We start from the raw sequence: 18,355 nt of genomic DNA on the forward strand, positions 1-18,355 counted from the left end.
TTCGGAGAAGCCATGACTGCGCAAAGCACCAAGAAGCTGTCGCTGAAGAAGGAAACGCTTCGCACCCTGGACACGCATCAGCTGGGACAGCTCGAGGGCGCCGTGGGCGGGATTACGCCGACCATCCCCATCGCCACCATCATCGTCATCACCATCATCAACGAAACGACCGACTGAGGTCGTGGTGACGCCGTAGGGCCCTTCGAGGCAAGAGCGCCGCTGGCCTCCCGGTCGGCGGCTCTCCGGCGGGGCGTGGGGCGCTTCGCTGAAGCGGTCCTCCCAGGTGGAATGCGTTAGAAGTCGGGCCATGACGACTGGCTCTCCGGCTTCGGACCTCCTCCTTGTTCCCGCCCGGCCCGAGCATGTGGACTTCTGGATGTCGCTCCGTGCGGAGGCCGCCGCGCGGCGCTACGTGGACACCGAGGAGGACTCTCCGGAGTCGCTGGTGAAGCGCATCCTGGAGGCCAGCTCGCTGGAGGAGCCTCGGGCGAAGGGGTTTCGCTGGTTCGTGCGGTACGGCGACGCGTGGGTGGGCACGGTGTCCGCGCGGGACGTGTCGCGGGAGCATGGCCGGGCGCAGCTGGGCTACATGATGTCGGAGGCGTACCACGGGCGCGGGCTGGGCTCGCGGGCAGTGGGGATGATGCTGGAGTGCCTCTTCAGCCTGCCCTTCCTGGAGCGGGTGTGGCTGACGACGCTGTCGGAGAACCTGGGCTCCCAGGGCGTGGCGCGCAAGCTGGGCTTCACGCTGGAGGGGACGATGCGCGGGCACTCCGTGCTGCGCGGGGAGCGCAAGGACCAGCAATATTGGGGATTGTTGCGCGCTGAGTGGGAGTCTCGACAGCGCGGGTGACGTGCGCTGGGAGCGGCGTGGGGACCGGGTTATAGAAGTGGCGTCATGCACGCCTACGCCGCTGAGTTGTCGCAGGAGCTGGGCCTCCGGCCCGAGCAGGTGGACCGCACCCTGGCGCTGAACGCCGACGGGGCCACCGTTCCCTTCATCGCGCGCTATCGCAAGGAAGTCACAGGAGGCCTGGACGAAGTCCAAATCCAGACCATCCTCGACAAGGCCTCCGAGCGCACCGAGCTGGACTCGCGCCGCGACACGATTCTCCGCTCCGTCGAAGAGCAGGGGAAGCTGACGCCGGAGCTGGCGAAGGCGCTGAAGGCGGCGAAGACGCGCACCGAGCTGGAGGACCTGTACCTTCCGTACAAGCCCAAGCGCCGCACGCGCGCGGCGATTGCTCGGGAGCGCGGGCTGGAGCCTCTGGCGGACCTCCTGTGGAAGCAGGAGGGGAAGAAGGGCGAGGACGCGGACGCGAAGGTGCGTCCCTTCGTCAACGCGGAGAAGGAGGTGCCGGACCTGGCGGCGGCGCTGGCGGGCGCGCGCGACATCTGCGCGGAGCGGGTGAGCGAGGACGCCGGCCTGCGCCGGGCGACGCGTGAGGTGTGCGCGAAGCGGGGCACGCTGCGCTCCGACGTGGTGCCCGCGAAGAAGGGCGAGCCCACCAAGTTCGAGAACTACTACGGCCACGAGGAGCCGCTGTCCCAGGCCCCGTCGCACCGCGTGCTGGCGCTCCTGCGCGGTGAGGAGGAGGGCGTGTTGAAGGTGAAGCTCAACATGCCGGACGACGAGGTGAAGGCGCTGCTCGGCGGGCGCGTGGTGACGAGGCCGCAGGCCCTGTTCGCCTCGGAGCTGCGCGCCGCGGTGGATGACAGCTGGGACCGGTTGCTCGGGCCGTCGCTGGAGTCGGAGCTGCGCGCGGAGCTGAAGGAGCGCGCGGACAAGGGCGCGATTGGTGTCTTCGGCGAGAACCTGCGGCACCTCCTGCTCACGGCGCCCGCGGGCGCGCGCGCGGTGCTCGCGTTGGACCCGGGCCTGCGCACGGGCATCAAGCTGGCCATGCTGGACAACACGGGCAGCGTGGCGGAGACGGTGACGCTCTACTCGGAGCGCAGCGCCGACGAACGCGTCCGCGCGGCGAAGCTGTTGTCCGCCGTGGTGCAGAAGCACAAGCCGGAGCTGATTGCGGTCGGCAACGGGACGGGCAGCCGCGAGGCGGAGACCTTCGTGCGCGACACGCTGAAGGCGCTGGGCTCGCAGGTGCCGGTGGTGTCGGTGAGCGAGCAGGGCGCGTCCATCTACTCCGCGTCCGAGGTGGCCCGTGACGAGTTCCCGGAGCTGGACGTCAGCCTGCGCGGCGCGGTGTCCATTGGCCGGCGCTTGCAGGACCCGCTGGCGGAGCTGGTGAAGATAGACCCGAAGAGCATTGGCGTCGGGCAGTACCAGCACGACGTGGACCAGGGGCTTCTGAAGAAGAAGCTGGGCGAAGTCGTCGACTCGTGTGTGAACGCGGTGGGCGTGGATGTGAACACCGCGTCACCGCAGCTCTTGGAGCACGTGTCCGGCGTGGGGCCGTCGCTGGCGAAGAAGCTGGTGGCGCACCGGGCCTCGAAGGGGCGCTTCACCACGCGGCGCGAGCTGCTGAAGGTGAGCGGGCTGGGGCCGAAGACCTTCGAGCAGGCGGCGGGCTTCCTGCGCGTGCGAGGGCCGGAGCCGCTGGACGCGAGCGCGGTGCACCCGGAGCGCTACGCGGTGGTGGAGCGCATGGCGAAGGATTTGGGCGTGGAGGTGGGCTCGCTCGTGGGGAACGCGACGCTGGTGCGCCAGATTGACCCCAAGCGCTACCTGGGCCCGGACCTGGGCGAGATGACGCTGAAGGACATCCTCGCGGAGCTGGAGAAGCCGAGCCGGGACCCGCGCGGCGACTTCTCCGCGCCGGTGATGCGCGATGACCTGCGCACGCTGGAGGACGTGAAGGAGGGCATGGTGCTCCAGGGCGTGGTGACGAACGTCACCGCGTTCGGCGCCTTCGTCGACGTGGGCGTGCACCAGGATGGCCTCGTGCACGTGTCGCAGATTTCGACGAAGTTCGTGAAGGACCCCTCCGAGGTGGTGAAGGTGGGGGACAGGCTGACGGTGCGCGTGCTCACCGTGGATTTGCAGCGCAAGCGCCTGGCGCTGTCGGTGCGCGCGGTGCAGGAGGGTGGGGCGCCGCAGCCCTCGGGCAGGCCCGCCGTGGGAGGCGCGTCGGGGGCGGGGCGGATGACGGACCGGGGTGGAGGCGGAGCACGGCCCTCGGGCCCGGGTGGCGGCGGCAAGGGGGCTTCCGGTGCGCGGCCGGGCGGGCAGGGAGCGGGAGCTCCGTCCGGAGGACAGCGGCCGGGCTCGGGCGGTGGCGACAAGGACAAGAAGGGCCCCGAGCCGTTCAACAACCCGTTCAAGAACCTCAAGCGCTGACCTGTCGCTGTCTCCGCGTGGCATCCGGCCCACCGCTCCGGATGCTTGCGCTCATCGAGTTACAACTGTAAGGCGGGCGCGATGAGTGACCGCGCGGATATCATCGTCGTGAAGGAGGGGCAGGCCCGCATCTTCCACCACAGGTGGGGGGCCACGGTGCTGCGCCGGATGTTCACGAACGGGCCAGAGGCCTCGCTCCGCGAGGCTGAAGGTGGGTCGTCTTCGAGGTCCATCGAAGACATCCTGGCGGGAGCCATCCTCGACCTGGACCGTCGCACGCTCACCCTCATCGGGAGCACGGAGGTGATTTGCAGTGGGGGCTTCCTGGGCTCGGACCGCGAGCGCTGGACGCCAGACGAGGTGTTGCCCTCCCTCGCGCCCTATTGGCCGGGATGGACGCTCTGCTTCGAGCCGGCCACCCACATCATCGAGCCCCTCGTCGCCCTCGTGCGCCACCAGGGCGTGTCCGTGGCCGCGTCGAAGGACCCCTACGTGGAGCCCGGGCACTTCGAGGACCCGCGCTGGCGCCAGCTGACCTACCGGCTCGAGGTTCCGCCGAAGTCCTGAGTCACTCGCGAGGCGGAACCGCGTCACGCCTTCCGCGTCAATCGAGCGGGAACTCGCGCACTTCCTCCGCGAGCCTTTGGATTCGCGCGAGCCTGCGCGCGTAGCGGTCCGTGCCGTTGCGCGTGTCGAAGCGCGTGGCGATGTCCTTGGCCTGCTTGAGCATCCACGCGTGCAGGGCCTTCACCTCATAGCCCCCGTCGGCGCGGTGCTCGGGGAAGGCCTTGGTCAGCCGCAGGCTCACCACGTCCCGGTCTCCCGCGGCCTTGACGCGCTCCAGCAGGAACGTGGCCGCCACGAGGAAGATGAAGCGGTCGTTGAAGCTCCCGTGGTCCAGCGTCCACTCCAGGTGCTTCTCCAGCAGGGCCAGTCCCCGCGCCAGGTTGCCCGTCAGCGCGAGGAACTCGAGGTGGTCACCCATGGTGGCCAGGAAGTCGCGGTTCTTCGACGTCAGGCTGTAGCCCCGGCGATGCATCTCCGCCGCCCGCTCCAGCTCGCCCAGCTTGAACAGCGGATACAGGAGCGTGCCCAGCGTCAGGTGCGGAATCTCCGCGCACCTCACCCGCCCCTCCAGGATGGGCTTCGCCTTGCGCAGCGCTTGCTCCCACTCACCTGTCTCGACGTGGTGGTCCAGCTCGTCATCCAGCTCGCACGCGCGGCAGTCCGTCAGGTGGTCTCGGGGTGTCGCGAGCCAGGCGGCCCACAGCCGGTCCACCTCCGCCGCGTCGTCGCCCATGTCCCGCGCCGTCTGGTAGCGCAGCTTCAGCACCGAGCGCTTGCCAGCGTCCACCTTGGTGAAGCACTGCTCGATGTCGTCCAGCGCGTCGGTGATTTGCTTGCGGGAGATGTGGGGGAACTCCTTGATGCGCCCCACCACCCACTTCTGCTTCCAGAGCAGGCCCTCCGGCTCGAAGCGCTCCGGGTCCTTCTTCTGCTGGCCCCGGCACCACGCGAAGGCCACCAGCGCCTTGTCCGGGTAGCCCCCGAAGGTCGCCGCGTCGATGAGGTCGTCGCGCAGCTGATAGCCCAGGTCCACGTCGCCGTGGGAGTCGGCCATCCGCACCGCCTCCTCCAAGAGCTTCACCTTGCTCTCGCTGGACTTCTGCTTGCCGGCCCGGTCCCACAGCGCCTGGGCCTCCTCGCGCCAGTCCCCGGCCATCAGTGCAGCCCTCCGGAGCCCGCGCCCCCGTCACTCTCCGGGCCGCCCGAGCCTCCCGTGCCGAGCTGCGCGGAGATGAGCCCCAAGAGTCCCTGGTTGAGCAGCGTCATCTCCTGCGCGTTCAGCGGGTGCTGGCCCAGGAGCAACGCCTGCACGTAGAGCATCTCCACCGACAGCTTCATCATGGTCCGGTCCGTCACCGCCGCCAGCCGCCGCACCACCGGGTTGTGCAGGTTGAAGCACAGCTGCGCCGGCTCGCCGCCCGCCGCCGCCATGACGCCCTCCAGCACGCTGGCGTAGAGGTCGTCGGACTCGTCCCGCGCGCGCTCGGCGTCACGTCGGAAGGAGCCCTCCTCGTCCGCGCTGTAGAGCGTGGGCACCTCCGCCGGGAAGAACTTCTTCACCACCACGCCGCAGTGGAACGGAGCCAGCACCTGCTCGGCCGTGCGCAGCAGCGGGAAGACCGCGTCGCGCTCGTCCATCGTCAGCTCCTCGAAGCTCTGCGGCAGGTCCGCTGCCGAGAAGGGCTCCACCTGCGCGCCCTCCACCACGTGCGGCAGCTTCTCCAGGAGCGCCGCGTCGTGCGTGTACGCCGCGTTGATGATGCACAGCCCCTGCGCCCCCGCCACGCGCGCCACCTGACGGAACCCGTCCAGCGTCGCCGTGAAGCGCACCACCGGGTACGCGCGCCGGTACTCCGCCAGCGTCGTCACGCCCAGCGACGTCTCGAAGGGCAGCCAGCCGATGACGAGCCGGTAGAAGTCGTCGTCGTCCAGCGCCAGCGCCTTGATGCTCAAGCCGTGCAGGCCGATGAGCCGCTGCAGCGCGCGCGGGTCCTCGTGCGCCAGGTCCACCAGGTACTTGCGCAGGCCGTGGCCCAGCGCCTCGCGGGCCTGGGAGAGCGCGCCGTCCTCGTAGAAGGACTCGCGGCTGGCGGTGGGGCGCAGCGCGTTGGCGTTCACCACGCACTTCACGAAGAACGCCCACTCCGGCAGCAGGTTCTCCGCGCTCTCCGACAGGAGCATGTGCTTCAGGTACACGCGGTGCTTCTGCTTGGCGTTGAAGTGGGGCGACGCCGGCAGCACGAAGGCCACGCCGTCCACGTCTCCCGCCTGCGAGCGCAGCGGGATGCAGTCGATGAAGTCCGTCTCGAAGACCTCGCGCCCGTACTCCAGCATCGCCTTGCGCCGCTCGCCCGCGCTCTCGTAGTCGCGGCGCCAGGGCGCGCCATCCAAATCCAGCCGCTCCTGCTCCGCGCCCACGGTGAGCTGGATGGGGAAGGGCAACAGGCCGCCATAGTGACGACCGAGCTGTCGGAGTCGCTCCGGGGCGAACCACTCCACCATGTCCGCGCGCGCGACGAGGAACACCTGGGTGCCCGGCCGCTCCAACGGGTGCTCGGACACCTGCACGGCGTACGTGCCGTCGTGCCGGCCGCGCCACTCCAGCGTGCGGCCGTCTCCGCGCGCCGAGCGCGTCACCAGGAGCAGCTCGTCGCACACCATGAAGCACGACAGGAGGCCGATGCCGAACTGGCCGATGAAGTCCTTGCGCCGGTCTTCCAGGGCCTCGCGCTTGGAGGACTCGCCGATGGTGGCCAGGAAGCGGTGGATTTCTTCTTCCGTCAGTCCGACGCCGTCGTCGCTGAAGACGAGGGTGGGAGGCCCGCCGTCCTGTTTCTCCACCAGCTCCAGGCGGACGGTGCCCTTGTGTTCCGGTTCCAGGTGCTGCCGGGCGCGGATGGCGTCGGTGGCGTTCTGGAGCAGCTCGCGGAGGTAGACGCCCGGGGAGCTGTAGAGGTGGTGGGACAGGAGGTCGATGACCCCGCGGAGGCTGACTTGGAATCGGTGGTCCACGGCTGCCTCGACGTTAGCCCACGGGACGGCCCGGGCGGGGAAGGAACCTCCTGGGGGATATTTTTCGAGATTGCGGCGTCTCGGCGGCCGGGGCATCTGTCGTCCCCGGGGCAGGCGGCATGCACAGGCCCTTGAATGGCCGCCCGGACAGTGCCAAGCGGCGGCTCGACCGGGGCGTGCCGTGAGGGCACTCCGGCGTCACGTCGTGATTCTTTGAACCCGAGAGAGGACAACCAACCATGCGGAACGAGCTCGTGGCAGTCGCTGTGGGTGCGCTGTTGACGTTCGCGGGAGAGGCCCAGGCGCAGGACGCCGCCGCCGCGCCGAAGAAGGCGGAGGCCACGAAGGCTCCGGCCGCCGCGGCCAAGGGCAAGACGGAGGTGACGTGGTGGGGACATGCGGCCTTCGTCATCCGCACCCCGGGCGGCGCGGTGATTGCCATCGACCCGTGGCTCACCAACCCCAAGGCTCCCAAGGACGCGGCGCAGCCGGAGGCGCTGGACGCCATCCTCGTCAGCCACGGCCACTTCGACCACGTGGGCGAGACGAAGGCGCTGGCGCAGAAGACGGGCGCGAAGGTGTTCGGCTCCTTCGAGCTGGTCAACCTGCTGGGTCTTCCGGAGGCGCAGGCGGTGGGCGCCAACGCGGGCGGGACGTTCCAGGTGAAGGACGCCACCATCCACCTGGTGGAGGCGGTGCACTCCAGCAGCTACCAGGCGGACCCCAAGGGCCCGTCGCAGTACGCGGGCGCGCCGCTCGGGTACGTGATTCAAATCGAGAAGGGTCCCACCCTGTACCACGCGGGTGACACCGGCACCTTCGGGGGCATGGAGCTCATCGCCACCCAGTTCAAGCCCACCGTGGCGATGCTGCCCATTGGCGGGCACTTCACCATGGGCCCCGCGGAGGCGGCGCAGGCGGCGCGGCTGCTCAAGGCGCAGACGATTGTCCCCATGCACTACGGCACCTTCCCGCTGCTCCAGGGCACGCCGGATGCGCTCAAGGGCGAGCTGAAGAAGCTGCGCGGTGGGGCGAAAGTCGTGGACCTGGAGCCCGGGAAGTCCACGGCGCTGTAGGTCGGGTTTTTCGTCCGGGGCGGCACTCTTCCGGGGGCGTAGAAGTCCCGGTTCTGGTGCCGCTGACTCCGGGCGGTCAATCCCCCGTGGGGTGGGTGGAATCCCGGAGGCGGGTGGGTTACATCCGCCGGACCGTCATGGGGCGGGTCCGGGGGTGTTCCGGTGTTGGATTTCAGCAAGGCGGGGTGGCTCACTCCGCTCCTCAATGAAGCGGTCGCCGCTCACATGGGCACGCCCGCTTCGGAGGAGACCGCCTTGCCGCTGGGCTCGGGCCGCGCTCGGGCCCGGGCGTACCTGCGGCGCACCCTTCGCGCCAGTGGGCTTTTGTACGGCACTCCGGCGGACCCTCCCGCGTCCCTGGAGGTGGGGCCGGACACGGAGTTCCAGGCCCAGGCGCTGGAGGACCAGCTCTTCCACGCGGTGCTGCGGACGCTGGCGACGCTGGCGCTGGAACTGGCGCGGCAGGTGGGCGCGCCGACCGGGCCTCGGGGCGAGCAGCTCCTGGTCCTCTTCTCGGTGCTATCGGGGGAGCTGGAGCTGGCGTCGACGCTGGCCGAGCAGCTCGCGGCGGGCAAGCCGGTGACGAAGCGGCAGACGGCGAAGGTGGAGGCGGCGCTGCGCAAGCGCGAGCCCACGCTGGCTGGGGACCCGGTGTATGGGTTGGTGTTGCACAACGGCGCGCAGTACGCGGATGCGCAGTTGTTCTGTCGGCAGGCCATCGACTACTTCGCCAGCGGGCGGCTGTTGAAGGAGCAGGTGCGGCGGCGCTCGGACTTCGCGGCGAAGCAGAAGGCGCTGCTGGTGGATGTGCTGACGGGGCTGGCGTGCGTGGACCGGCAGCCGGGCACTCCCGCGCGGCGGGCCATCCTCAAGCAGGTGGAGGACCTGAGGCTGCCGGCGGCGATGGCGTCCGAGCTGAAGGTGGCGGTGAAGCAGTCTTTCGAGCGACGGCGCTCCGTGCGGGACGTGGTGCGCCAGGTGCGCAGCGTGGACATGCGGCACTTCCTGCTGGAGCAGACGCTGCTGGCGGCGCTGGTGGACGGGCGGCGCACGCGGCGCGAGCGGGCCTTCATCGACGAGCTGGCGGACGCGCTGCATGTGCCGAAGGAGGAGCTGCGGCGGCTGGAGCTGGAGATGGCGGAGTTCTACGCGCGCCACCGCTCCATCGTCGACGTGTTCACCGTGAGGGACGCGGCGAGCGCCATGGGCGACGACATGGTCGCCGGCATGCAGGAGACGCTGGAGAAGAACTTCTACCGGCTGATGCAGGAGGTCCGCGAGACGGGCGACCTGGCGGTGCTGGTGACGAAGCTGGCGCGGCGGCAGAAGCTCACGGAGGACGAGCGGCACCGCATGCGCGCGCAGCTCATCGACGTGGCCAAGGCGATTCCGGCGCTCGCCATCTTCGCGGCGCCTGGGGGATTCCTGTTGCTGGCCGCGCTCGCCAAGGTGTTGCCGTTCAGCCTGCTGCCCAGCTCGTTCCAGGATGAGGCGCCCGCGCCGTTCCCGGACGACGCGGAGGACTACGGGCCGGAGCGCGAGGCGGGGTAGGGGACAACGCAAGACATGGGCTTGGCCTCTACGTCAGTGCTCCGCGCCTTTCTCCGGCATCCGCCGACAGAGAACATCATCGTCGTCGTTGATGTACCCCAGCAGGAACTCCTCCAGGGTCCCCAGCGGAAATCGGGGATCGTCGCCGTTCCTGGTGCCCAAGACGAGGGACACGTATCCCCTCCAAGGCCCTGAAACCCACAGCGCGTACCACCACGATTGATGAAGGTAGTCGGCGAAGATGACCGACGCCTCCGTGGCGTTGCAGCCGTACCCGGCGTCCCGCAGCACGTCGGCGGTCGCGCGAAGTTCCTCGGGCAACCAGAAACGAAACCCCCGGGAATCAGAATCCGTTGGAAGCCCGGCGATGCGGAGGAACGCCTCGTATTCTTCCGGGAGGACTCCAGGAAGGGACCGCCAGGCGTCCACGAGCTCCTTCATCACGACTGGCTGGACGTCCATGTACCGCTTCAGCCAGTGCTGCCGAACCTGCGTCGCGATATCCGTTATCTCGGCCATGGCTCACCAATCCATCAACCGCACCCTGGGCAGCAGTTGAGCGTTCCTCGACATCGAACATCCTTCCATGACATCGGGGGTGTCCACGGAAGAGAGGGACTCTAGCCCTCACGCGCCTTGCGCCGGTACTCGCCGGGAGGGACTCCCATCTCCCGTCGGAAAGCCCGATTGAAGGCGAACTCGGACTCGTAACCCACGCGGCCCGCGATGGCCGCGAGCCCGTCCTGTCCTTCACGCAACGCGTGCGCGGCCTCCTGCATCCGAAGCCGCGTGAGGTACTCATGAGGCGCCACGCCCACCTCGCTCGCGAAGCGCCGCGCGAGCGTCGCCCTGGAGGTCCCCGAGCGCCGCGCCAGCTCGCTCACGGTCCAACTCCGCCCCGGCTCCGCGTGCATCCAGCCCAGGGCGCTGGCGAGCGTCCGGTCACCGAGCGCCCCCAACCAGCCCGCTCCACCCGGTGGCTGCGCGTCCGCCCAGGCACGAAGCACCTGCACCAGGAGGATGTCGAGCAACCGGGAGATGATGACCGAGGCGCCCCTCTCCCCCCGCTCGTACTCCCGTTCGAGCAGCGACACCGTGGGCAACAGTGCACGCGCGTCCTCGGAAGCTCCCCGCAGGTGGACCCGCTCGGGAAGCAGCCGCAACACGGGATGCGCCCCCGGCTCGTCGAACGCGAAGAAGCCACAGAGCACCCGCGACTCCACACCGGCTCCGCCCAGTACATACGAGGAGGCCCCTTCCCCACGTGTCGCCAGCCACTCCTCCACCTTCATCTTGGGACTGCGGGGCGAGTCCGCCACGGCATGCCCGTCGCCGCGCGGTAGCAGCACGACATCACCAGGTCCCAGCGCGACGGCGTCCCGGCCCTGCGTGAGGTGACATGCGCCCGCGATGACCATGTGCACGGTCGCCGTGGCCGTGGGAGCAAAGCGCAGCCCCCAGGGAGCCCGCGCCACGGTGCGGCAGTAGAGCTGCCCTCGCAGACGGGTTCGCTCGAGAATCTGCCCCAGCAGGTCGGAAGCATGCGAGAGGTCCATGCCCTCGACGCTAGCAGCGGGCTGTCCCCAGCGCTCGCGCCCTGAGCGTTTCAGACAAAAGGTTGAGCCATCCGTGAATGGCGACTCCGAGGCCAGCACGGCACATTCCAAGCCATGAACGACACCCGCGCTTCAGCTGGAGGCCTCATGAACCCGAACCCAACGCAGTTGCCCTGGAAGCTCAACTCCCCGACGGCCTTGTTCACCTTGCTGCTGGGCGCCTTCATGCTGTTCCTCAGCCTCCGGGCCGCGCTGGACCCGATAAGCGCGGCCCGGGGCTTCGGTCTGCCCGACTCCGGGAGCGAGGTCATCCCCTGGCTGTACGTCAAGGCAGGCAGGGACCTCGGCCTGGCACTGGCGATGTTCGCCCTGGTCGCCATCCGACAGCGACAGGCCGCGGGCGTCTTCGTCCTCGCCTGCATGGTGATGCCTACCGTGGACGCGCTGACCGTATTGCATGGCGGCGCCTCGCTCGCCTTCGCGCTCGCGGTCCACGGAAGCGCGGTGGTCTACGGAGCCGTGCTGGGCACCGCGCTGCTGCGCCCCAAGCAGGTCACCTCTTGATTCAACACCAGGGCGCGCGGTGATGACGCCCTGGCTTCGGCCTCCGTGCCCGGCAGTGGGCTAGAAGTCGATGGTGCAGATGCACATCCCGTTGAAGCAGGTGCCGGTGGCTCCCGTCAGGCTGCATTGGTGCTGGCACAAGCTCCTGCTGCAGATGCCCGGGAGGGTCGGTCCCGCGGACTCAGCCGACAGCGGGCTGGCTCCCACGGTGAAGCCTCCGCCCAGTCCCACCATCAGTGCAGCGCTCATCATGATTCGACGCATGTTGCCTCCCATGCGCGGAAGGTTCCGCGCGGGAGTGCTACCCGGGCGTCCAGGAACTCATTTCCAGCCGAATACAGGCGGTCCGGGATGTTTGTCTTTTGATGTCATCCCTCGCGCTCGGGAATGGTTGTCACGAGCCGATGGGAACGGCCGTTCACCTTGCTGTTGCCTGGGACATGCCGAGCGCCTGTTCGCCGGCCTGCCTCGAAACCAGCGGTGAGGGTGCTGCCAGAAGCGCGGACGGGTCCCAGCTTTACCCGGCGGACCTGGGCCCTGGCGGTGGCCTGCCATGTCCGTGGGAGGCGTGTCGATGCGCGTGCATCAGCGTGACGTGGAGGTAGCCGTGGGCGGACGCCTGCTCTCGGGCAAGCTCGTCGTCCCTGAGCGAGCAGCCGGGCTCGTCATCCTCGCGGGAGACGAGGAGATGCCACGAGCCGAGGCCACAGGAGGCGGACTGCACAGCGCCCTGCATGCGGCCGGACTGGCCACGCTGTGGCTGGAGCTGCGCACCGCCGACGAGGAGATGGCCGAGGACTGGACGCTGCGCGAGGGCTCTCACGTGGAGCTCATCGCCCATCGGCTGGAGGTGGCTCGCGACTGGCTCCAGCGAGATGAGAGCCTCTCGTTGCTTCCCGTGGGCTACCTCGGCACGGGCCTGGGGGCGGCCGCCGTGCTCGTGGCCGCCGCGCATCAGCCCGGTGGCGCGCAGGCCGTGGTGACGCTGGGGGGACGGCCCGACAAGGCCGGTGCGCTCCTCGCGGATGTGCGGGTGCCCACGTTGCTCATCGGCGCGGGCGATGACGCGGACCGGGTGGCGCTCGTCCGGAGCGTGTTCGACAGACTTCCCGCCGAGACACGCAAGGGGCTCCAGCTCCTCGACGGCGCCTCGCGAGGCTTCCCCGAGCCGGGGCCGCTCGCCGCCGCCTGGCGACTGGCCACGGCGTGGCTCTCCGACTGCTTCCGCGCCGCCGCGGGCCCTGGAGTCCTGGAGTGGACGGGCGAGCAGGACGGCGCCATGTGACATGGAGACCTCCTTCGCTCCATGAACTCGCTCAGGCGTCACGTCGAGTCGTTCGTCCGACTGGAGCCCGCGCGCCCCGCGGTGGGAGCGGGCCTCCGCGCCGCGCTCGCGGTCGGCGTCCCCATGGTGGTCGCCGCGACGCAGCACCTGCCCGCCGCGACGTGGGTGGGCATGGCGGCTCTCTTCGTCACGCTCGTGGACCGGGGCGGCCCCTACCGCGACAGGGCCGTCGCCATGGGCGCCATGACGCTGCTGGGCGCGGTGATGGGGTTGGTCTCCGCGCTGCACCTGCCGTCGTGGGCCGCCGTGCTGCTCACGTTCTGCTGGGTGACGGCCTGCGGCTTCGCGCGCTCGTATGGAGACACGCCGGGGTTGATGGGCGTGGTGCTCGCCAACTACACGGTGGTGTCGCTGGCGCTGCCCGCGCAGGACTTCGTCGCCGCGTTGTCGCGCTCCGGGTTGTTCATCCTGGGTGGCCTGTGGGCGATGATGCTGGCTCTGGTGTTGTGGCCGCTGCGGCCCTATCGCCCCGCGCGCTTCGCCATCGCCCGCTGTTATCGCGAGCTGGCGAGTCGCGCGGAGGAAGTGGGGAAGTGGCCGCTCGAAGGGCCCACCGCGCCGCCCAACCTGGTGGAGGTCGTCGACTGGGAGTCTCGCGTGCGCCAGTCGCTGGAGGAGGCTCGCGGCGTGCTGGCGTCCACCCGTCGCGGGCGAGCCGGGGAGAGCGACCGGGGTGAGCACCTGCTGGTGCTGCTGGAGGGCGTGGACGCGGTGCTCGCGCTGCTGGTGGCGCTGCCGGAGACGCTGGAGGTGTCGCCTCGCGAGACGCGCTACCACGCCCTGCGCGCGGAGGTGCAGCGCGCGCTCTCGGAGCATGCGCGAGACTTGCGTCACATCGCGCGGGCCCTGGAGCAGGAGAAGGGCGAGTCGGAGCCCTCCACGTGGAGCGCCGAGCGTGTGAAACGAGCCCTGGCGGCGCAGGTGGCCGAGGGGGGACTGCCTGACGCGGCTCGCGCGGCGTACTCGCATGCGGAGGCGTTGCTGGTCCGGTTGCGCGAGTACACCGAGGCGCTGCTGGAGGTGGCCAACCATCTGGAGGACGGTCGCCCCGTCGAGTCGGACCTGCCCATGGGGCCGCATCCCGCCTCGCAGCGGGACCGCCCGTTGCTGGAGCCGGTGCGGGACAACCTGGGGACGGACTCCGTCATCTTCCGCCATGCGCTGCGACTGGGTGTCACCGCCGCGATTGCCACCGCGCTCGTGCAGGGGCTGGGGTTGGACCATGGCTACTGGGTCATCATCACCGTCATCGTCGTGCTCCAGCCCTATTCAGGGATGACGTTCCAGCGCGGGTTGCAGCGTGCCGGCGGGACGTTGCTGGGGAGCGCGCTGGCGGCGGGGCTCGTCGCGCTCGTCAGGGACCCGGCCGTGTTGCTGGTGGCCATCATGGTGTTCTTCGCGGTGGCCATCGCCGTGAAGCCGCTGAGCCTCTCGTTCTTCCAGGTGCTGCTCGCGCCCGCGCTGGTGCTGCTGGCGGAGATTCAGACGGGGGACTGGGAGCTGGCGGGCGTGCGCATCGCCAACACGATGATTGGCGGTGCCATCGCGCTCGTGGGGGCGCGGCTCTTGTGGCCCAGTCCCGAGCACGTGCGTTTTCCGGAGGAGGTGGCCAATGCGCTGCGCGCCGACCGGGCGTACCTGCTGAGCGTGGCGTCGGCGGGCTCGGACGCGGAGCCGGAGGTGCGTGAGGCCCGGCGCAAGCTGGGCTTGCAATTGCTCTCCGCGGAGGCGTCGTTCCAGCGACTGCTCACCGAGTACCGGGGTTCATCGCGGCAGCTCGAACCGGCGATGGCGATGCTCACGTATGCGCGCCGCTTTGGCGCCGCCGTGACAGCGCTGGCCGCGAGCCGCCAGTGGCATGGCCGACAGGACCTGGCACCCGTCGCGAGCTACGCGGGGAACGTGCTGGAGGACCTGGCGCTCGCGGTGGAGCACCGCCGCGTACCGTCACCGCTGCCCAAGTCCGTGGCGACGCTGCAGGAGGACACGGACGCGCTGTCGCGCACCCAGCTTGACCGGGTGGTGCGCCAGCTCACCGTGCTCCATCACGCCACGGTGCGCGCGGCGCCCCAGTTGTCTCCGTGAGGCACCGCTCCTGCTACGCGCGGCTCAGGTGCGCTCGATGCGCATCAGCAGACGACGGAGGTCTTCGTTGACGCTGGCGAGCTGGGTGACGCCCTGCTCGTCCTGAAGCTGCTTGCGCAGCGTGGGCAGCGCGGTGTCGCGGACCTTCTTCGCCGCGTCCTGCGAGCCGTCCAGCAGCCACCCCGTCGCGAGGATGAAGGCCAGCCGCACCTCCGTGTCGCGCTCCCCGAGCTTCGCCGCGAGCGCAGGCACATGCTCACCCGTGCCCGTGCGGCCCACTTCCAGCGCCGCGCGCTCCAGCATCGGCTTGTTCGCCTTGTCCATGCGCTTCACCCAGCAGCCCGCGTCGCCCGCGCACGCCTGGCCCGCCTCCAGCAACGCCGCGTGTCCCGTCACGGTGTCCGCGCGCTTCTTGCCCAGCGCCGCCGCGTCCTCGCAGCCTTCCTCGCCCGTCGCCTTGCAGTCCGCCGCCGTGCGCGCGGGCTCGGCCGCGGCAAGCTTCTGGAGCAGCGGCTGCTCGCGCGCGTCACCCAGCATGGCCAGGCCCTTCACCGCGATTTCACGCGAGTACCAGTCCCCGGTGCCCGCCGCCTTCTCCAGCGCGGGCAGCGCGTCGCGTCCACCCAGGCGCACCAGCGCGCGCACGTACGCGTCACGCACCGTCGGGTCCGTCTCCAGCACCAGCGTGGACAGCGGCTTCACCGCCTCCGGCGCCCGCAGTCGTCCCAGCGCGTCCGCCGCCTGCATCCGCACCAGCGACTGAATCTGCACGTCCGAGTGAGAGAAGGTCAGCAGCTTGAGCAGCGGCTCCACCGCGCGCTTCTCGCGCAGGTCGCCCAGCACCGTCGCCGCCTTCATGGGGTAGCTGGCCGGGTTGACGCCGTTCGTCTTCGCCCAGGCGAGCAGCTCCGAGTCGCGCCCCTCCAACGCCGGCAGCAGCGCATCCGCAGCGGGCTGGCCCAGCTGGTACAGCGCGAAGCTGCTCTCCACGTAGAAGGACTTGCCCTTGCGCTCCTTCGTCAGCATCCGGATGAGCGCGGGCGCCGCGCGGCCGTCACCGATGTGGCCCAGCGCCTCGATGGCCTTCTTGTTGAGGAAGGGCTCCACGCCCTCGTCCGTGGCCAGCGCGATGAGCGGCTCCACCGCCTCCTTCGCCTTCATCGCCCCGAGTACTTGGATGGCCTCGATGCGCGCGTAGGTGTCCTTCGCGCGCAGCAGAGGTACCAGCGCGGGCACCGCGCGGACGTCGCCAATCGTGCCGAGCGCCGTCACCATCGCCTTGTTGGCCAGCTGCGCGGACATGTCTCCCGCCGCCGGGTCGATGGCCGCGGACAGCGGCTCCACCGACGAGGCGTGGTGCACGTCGCCAATCGCCCGGGCCAGCGCCGCCTTCACCTCCGGCTTGCGCTCCTGTCCCAGCGCCTCGTGCAGCATGGGCAGGAACGACTCGTTCACCTTCGTCTTCGTGCGCATCGCCTCGATGAGCCGGACCCGGTCCTCGGCGCGCCGCGTCTGTTGCAGCGTCCCCTGCCAGTACTCGGGCGTGTTGGGGTCCGACTTGCACCCGGTGAGACAGAGGATTGCTGCGGCAACACACCACGCTGCGATGGGGCGGCTCATGCAGGCTCCTGGACATCTGCGGGGTTGTCCTGACCTCCGTCGTAAACCTCCTGTCACGAAGGAAGCAAATCGCCCAGGTCACCTGGGGTACGCTGGTCAACGACATGTCCGACGACACTCACAATGCGTCGCGCCCGGGCTACACCCGCCGGACGTACCTGCTCGACCGGGAGTTCCAGCTCAAGTACATCCTTCTGCTGGCCGGCATGGGCGCGGGCAGCCTGGGGGTGTTCGGACTGCTGGCCCACCGCCTCCACGTCTCCTCCGTGAGCTCGGGAGTGGACGGCGGGCAATCGCTCCTATGGCTCACCGCGTTGGGCTCCACGGGGATGGGCGTGCTGCTGGGCCTGTTCGGGCTGCTCTTCACCCACCGCGTCGCGGGCCCCGTGCACGTGATGAGCCTCTATGTCGCGGCGCTGGCCGCCGGGCGCTATCCCCGCCTGCGCCCGCTGCGGAAGAAGGATGAGCTGAAGCGCTTCTTCGACCGGTTCAGCGAGGCGGTGGACCGCATCCGCCAGCGCGAGGCCGACGAGGCGTACGCCCTGGAGGTGGCGCTGGCCGCGCTCAAGCCCGTGGCCACCACCCCCGAGGCCCGCGAGGCGCTGGAGACGCTGAACCAGCTGCACACGCGCAAACGTCAAGCAGTGGACAATCCCACCGGGGGCACCTTCAAGTCCGTGGCTTGAAGCGTCGCCGCAGGAGAACCGCAACACCATGAGCAGACCCCGCATCATCTTCATGGGCACGCCCGACTTCGCCGTGTCCTCGCTCGAAGCCTGCTTCGACTTGGGCGAAGTCGTGGCCGTCGTCACCCAGCCAGACAAGCCCAAGGGCCGGGGCAACACGCTGACGGCGCCGCCCGTGAAGGAGCTGGCGCTGGCGCGAGGCGTGCCCGTCTTCCAGCCCGTCAAGCTGCGCACGCCCCCGTTCGCCGAGGAGCTGCGCCGCTTCGAGCCCGACGTGTGCGTGGTGACGGCCTACGGCCGCATCCTCCCCAAGGACCTCCTCGACCTGCCCAAGAAGGGCTGCGTCAACGTGCACGGCTCGCTCCTGCCGCGCTTCCGGGGCGCCGCGCCGATTCAATGGTCGATTGCGTACGGCGACACGGAGACGGGCGTCACGCTGATGGTGATGGACGAGGGCCTGGACACCGGCCCCATGCTCGCGATGAAGCGGCTGCCCATCGGCCCCGAGGACACGAGCGCGACCATGTACCCGAAGCTCGCGGCGCTCGGCGGAGAGCTGCTGCGCGAGTCGCTGCCGGCGTACCTCAGCGGTGAGCTGAAGCCCGTGCCCCAGCCCTCCGAGGGCATGGTGTTGGCGCCCATCATCGAGAAGGACGAGGGGAAGCTGGACTTCAACCGTCCCGCCGTCGCGCTGGAGCGGCGGCTGCGCGCCTTCACGCCGTGGCCCGGGGCGTTCACCACGCTGGGCGGCAAGCTGGTGAAGGTGCACCGCGTGCGCGTGGCGGAAGGGCAGGGCACGCCGGGCACGGTGCTGGCGGCGGGGCCGGAGGGGCTGGAGGTGGCGTGCGGCGAGGGCTCGCTCGTGCTGCTGGACATCCAGCCAGAGGGCAAGCGGGTGATGAAGGCGGCGGAGTTCCTCATGGGCCACAAGCTGGTCGTGGGCAGCCAGCCGTTCGGCACGTAGGGGATATGTCGCGGACGGGACGCGCTTT

General features: G+C 69.9%; 17 protein-coding genes. 11 read left to right on the plus strand and 6 right to left on the minus strand.

What is annotated here, in order from left to right; genetic code table 11:
- Positions 1–12: 12 nt before the first annotated feature.
- From LZ199_RS09005 to LZ199_RS09020, 4 genes are all read left to right on the plus strand, one after another.
- Positions 13–177 (plus strand): class I lanthipeptide, encoded by a 165-nt coding sequence (locus tag LZ199_RS09005; protein ID WP_253993230.1) that lies wholly within the window; start codon positions 13–15, stop codon positions 175–177.
- Positions 178–307: 130 nt separating this feature from the next.
- Positions 308–853, plus strand: a complete 546-nt coding sequence (locus LZ199_RS09010; protein ID WP_253993231.1) for a GNAT family N-acetyltransferase — start codon at positions 308–310, stop codon at positions 851–853.
- 45 nt (positions 854–898) lie between these two features.
- Positions 899–3,301, plus strand: a complete 2,403-nt coding sequence (locus LZ199_RS09015; RefSeq protein ID WP_253993232.1) for a Tex family protein — start codon at positions 899–901, stop codon at positions 3,299–3,301.
- An 81-nt stretch (positions 3,302–3,382) separates the two neighbouring features.
- On the plus strand, positions 3,383–3,868 hold the full coding sequence (locus LZ199_RS09020; protein WP_253993233.1) for a hypothetical protein: 486 nt from the start codon (positions 3,383–3,385) through the stop codon (positions 3,866–3,868).
- 37 nt (positions 3,869–3,905) lie between these two features.
- Here LZ199_RS09020 and LZ199_RS09025 read toward each other — a convergent pair whose 3' ends face one another.
- Entirely contained in the window at positions 3,906–5,024 is a 1,119-nt protein-coding gene (locus LZ199_RS09025) for a hypothetical protein (RefSeq protein WP_253993234.1), read from the minus strand.
- Positions 5,024–6,880: an HSP90 family protein gene (locus tag LZ199_RS09030; RefSeq protein WP_253993235.1), complete on the minus strand. Its 1,857-nt coding sequence runs from the start codon at positions 6,878–6,880 to the stop codon at positions 5,024–5,026. The genes LZ199_RS09025 and LZ199_RS09030 overlap by 1 nt, the downstream gene beginning before the upstream one ends.
- 239 nt (positions 6,881–7,119) lie before the next feature.
- Between LZ199_RS09030 and LZ199_RS09035 the strand changes: the two genes are divergently transcribed.
- Positions 7,120–7,956, plus strand: a complete 837-nt coding sequence (locus tag LZ199_RS09035; RefSeq protein ID WP_253993236.1) for a metal-dependent hydrolase — start codon at positions 7,120–7,122, stop codon at positions 7,954–7,956.
- A gap of 225 nt (positions 7,957–8,181) precedes the next feature.
- On the plus strand, positions 8,182–9,507 hold the full coding sequence (locus LZ199_RS09040; protein WP_253993237.1) for a TerB family tellurite resistance protein: 1,326 nt from the start codon (positions 8,182–8,184) through the stop codon (positions 9,505–9,507).
- 33 nt (positions 9,508–9,540) lie between these two features.
- Here the strand turns inward: LZ199_RS09040 and LZ199_RS09045 are convergent, their stop codons facing one another.
- Together LZ199_RS09045 and LZ199_RS09050 are read right to left on the minus strand one after the other, a co-directional pair.
- Complete coding sequence (locus tag LZ199_RS09045; protein WP_253993238.1) at positions 9,541–10,026, minus strand: hypothetical protein; 486 nt, start codon at positions 10,024–10,026, stop codon at positions 9,541–9,543.
- 101 nt (positions 10,027–10,127) lie between these two features.
- Positions 10,128–11,063, minus strand: a complete 936-nt coding sequence (locus LZ199_RS09050; RefSeq protein ID WP_253993239.1) for an AraC family transcriptional regulator — start codon at positions 11,061–11,063, stop codon at positions 10,128–10,130.
- A 147-nt stretch (positions 11,064–11,210) separates the two neighbouring features.
- Here LZ199_RS09050 and LZ199_RS09055 point away from each other — a divergent pair, with 147 nt between their 5' ends.
- On the plus strand, positions 11,211–11,627 hold the full coding sequence (locus LZ199_RS09055; RefSeq protein ID WP_253993240.1) for a DUF4267 domain-containing protein: 417 nt from the start codon (positions 11,211–11,213) through the stop codon (positions 11,625–11,627).
- A gap of 60 nt (positions 11,628–11,687) precedes the next feature.
- Here LZ199_RS09055 and LZ199_RS09060 read toward each other — a convergent pair whose 3' ends face one another.
- Positions 11,688–11,891 carry a hypothetical protein gene (locus LZ199_RS09060; protein WP_253993241.1) on the minus strand — a complete coding sequence of 68 codons (204 nt, stop codon included), beginning with the start codon at positions 11,889–11,891 and terminating at the stop codon, positions 11,688–11,690.
- 289 nt (positions 11,892–12,180) lie between these two features.
- Here LZ199_RS09060 and LZ199_RS09065 point away from each other — a divergent pair, with 289 nt between their 5' ends.
- Positions 12,181–12,912, plus strand: a complete 732-nt coding sequence (locus LZ199_RS09065; protein WP_253993242.1) for a dienelactone hydrolase family protein — start codon at positions 12,181–12,183, stop codon at positions 12,910–12,912.
- Positions 12,913–12,933: 21 nt separating this feature from the next.
- A complete protein-coding gene (locus LZ199_RS09070; RefSeq protein WP_253993243.1) occupies positions 12,934–15,057 on the plus strand; it encodes an FUSC family protein in 2,124 nt (707 codons plus the stop codon).
- A 24-nt stretch (positions 15,058–15,081) separates the two neighbouring features.
- Here the strand turns inward: LZ199_RS09070 and LZ199_RS09075 are convergent, their stop codons facing one another.
- Positions 15,082–16,677, minus strand: a complete 1,596-nt coding sequence (locus tag LZ199_RS09075; protein ID WP_253993244.1) for a HEAT repeat domain-containing protein — start codon at positions 16,675–16,677, stop codon at positions 15,082–15,084.
- Positions 16,678–16,781: 104 nt separating this feature from the next.
- Here LZ199_RS09075 and LZ199_RS09080 point away from each other — a divergent pair, with 104 nt between their 5' ends.
- Together LZ199_RS09080 and fmt are read left to right on the plus strand one after the other, a co-directional pair.
- Positions 16,782–17,363, plus strand: a complete 582-nt coding sequence (locus LZ199_RS09080) for a signal protein (RefSeq protein ID WP_253993245.1) — start codon at positions 16,782–16,784, stop codon at positions 17,361–17,363.
- Positions 17,364–17,391: 28 nt separating this feature from the next.
- Complete coding sequence (gene fmt, locus LZ199_RS09085) at positions 17,392–18,327, plus strand: methionyl-tRNA formyltransferase (protein ID WP_253993246.1); 936 nt, start codon at positions 17,392–17,394, stop codon at positions 18,325–18,327.
- Positions 18,328–18,355: the final 28 nt, after the last annotated feature.

This window comes from Myxococcus qinghaiensis (genome assembly GCF_024198215.1).
GTDB classification, from domain to species: Bacteria; Myxococcota; Myxococcia; order Myxococcales; family Myxococcaceae; genus Myxococcus; species Myxococcus qinghaiensis.

Coding starts and splice junctions, on each gene's coding strand:
- LZ199_RS09005 (WP_253993230.1), top strand. CDS start 13: ATGACTGCGCAAAGCACCAAGAAGCTGTCGCTGAAGAAGGAAACGCTT.
- LZ199_RS09010 (WP_253993231.1), top strand. CDS start 308: ATGACGACTGGCTCTCCGGCTTCGGACCTCCTCCTTGTTCCCGCCCGG.
- LZ199_RS09015 (WP_253993232.1), top strand. CDS start 899: ATGCACGCCTACGCCGCTGAGTTGTCGCAGGAGCTGGGCCTCCGGCCC.
- LZ199_RS09020 (WP_253993233.1), top strand. CDS start 3,383: ATGAGTGACCGCGCGGATATCATCGTCGTGAAGGAGGGGCAGGCCCGC.
- LZ199_RS09025 (WP_253993234.1), bottom strand. CDS start 5,024: ATGGCCGGGGACTGGCGCGAGGAGGCCCAGGCGCTGTGGGACCGGGCC.
- LZ199_RS09035 (WP_253993236.1), top strand. CDS start 7,120: ATGCGGAACGAGCTCGTGGCAGTCGCTGTGGGTGCGCTGTTGACGTTC.
- LZ199_RS09040 (WP_253993237.1), top strand. CDS start 8,182: ATGGGCACGCCCGCTTCGGAGGAGACCGCCTTGCCGCTGGGCTCGGGC.
- LZ199_RS09045 (WP_253993238.1), bottom strand. CDS start 10,026: ATGGCCGAGATAACGGATATCGCGACGCAGGTTCGGCAGCACTGGCTG.
- LZ199_RS09050 (WP_253993239.1), bottom strand. CDS start 11,063: ATGGACCTCTCGCATGCTTCCGACCTGCTGGGGCAGATTCTCGAGCGA.
- LZ199_RS09055 (WP_253993240.1), top strand. CDS start 11,211: ATGAACCCGAACCCAACGCAGTTGCCCTGGAAGCTCAACTCCCCGACG.
- LZ199_RS09060 (WP_253993241.1), bottom strand. CDS start 11,891: ATGCGTCGAATCATGATGAGCGCTGCACTGATGGTGGGACTGGGCGGA.
- LZ199_RS09065 (WP_253993242.1), top strand. CDS start 12,181: ATGTCCGTGGGAGGCGTGTCGATGCGCGTGCATCAGCGTGACGTGGAG.
- LZ199_RS09070 (WP_253993243.1), top strand. CDS start 12,934: ATGAACTCGCTCAGGCGTCACGTCGAGTCGTTCGTCCGACTGGAGCCC.
- LZ199_RS09075 (WP_253993244.1), bottom strand. CDS start 16,677: ATGAGCCGCCCCATCGCAGCGTGGTGTGTTGCCGCAGCAATCCTCTGT.
- LZ199_RS09080 (WP_253993245.1), top strand. CDS start 16,782: ATGTCCGACGACACTCACAATGCGTCGCGCCCGGGCTACACCCGCCGG.
- fmt (WP_253993246.1), top strand. CDS start 17,392: ATGAGCAGACCCCGCATCATCTTCATGGGCACGCCCGACTTCGCCGTG.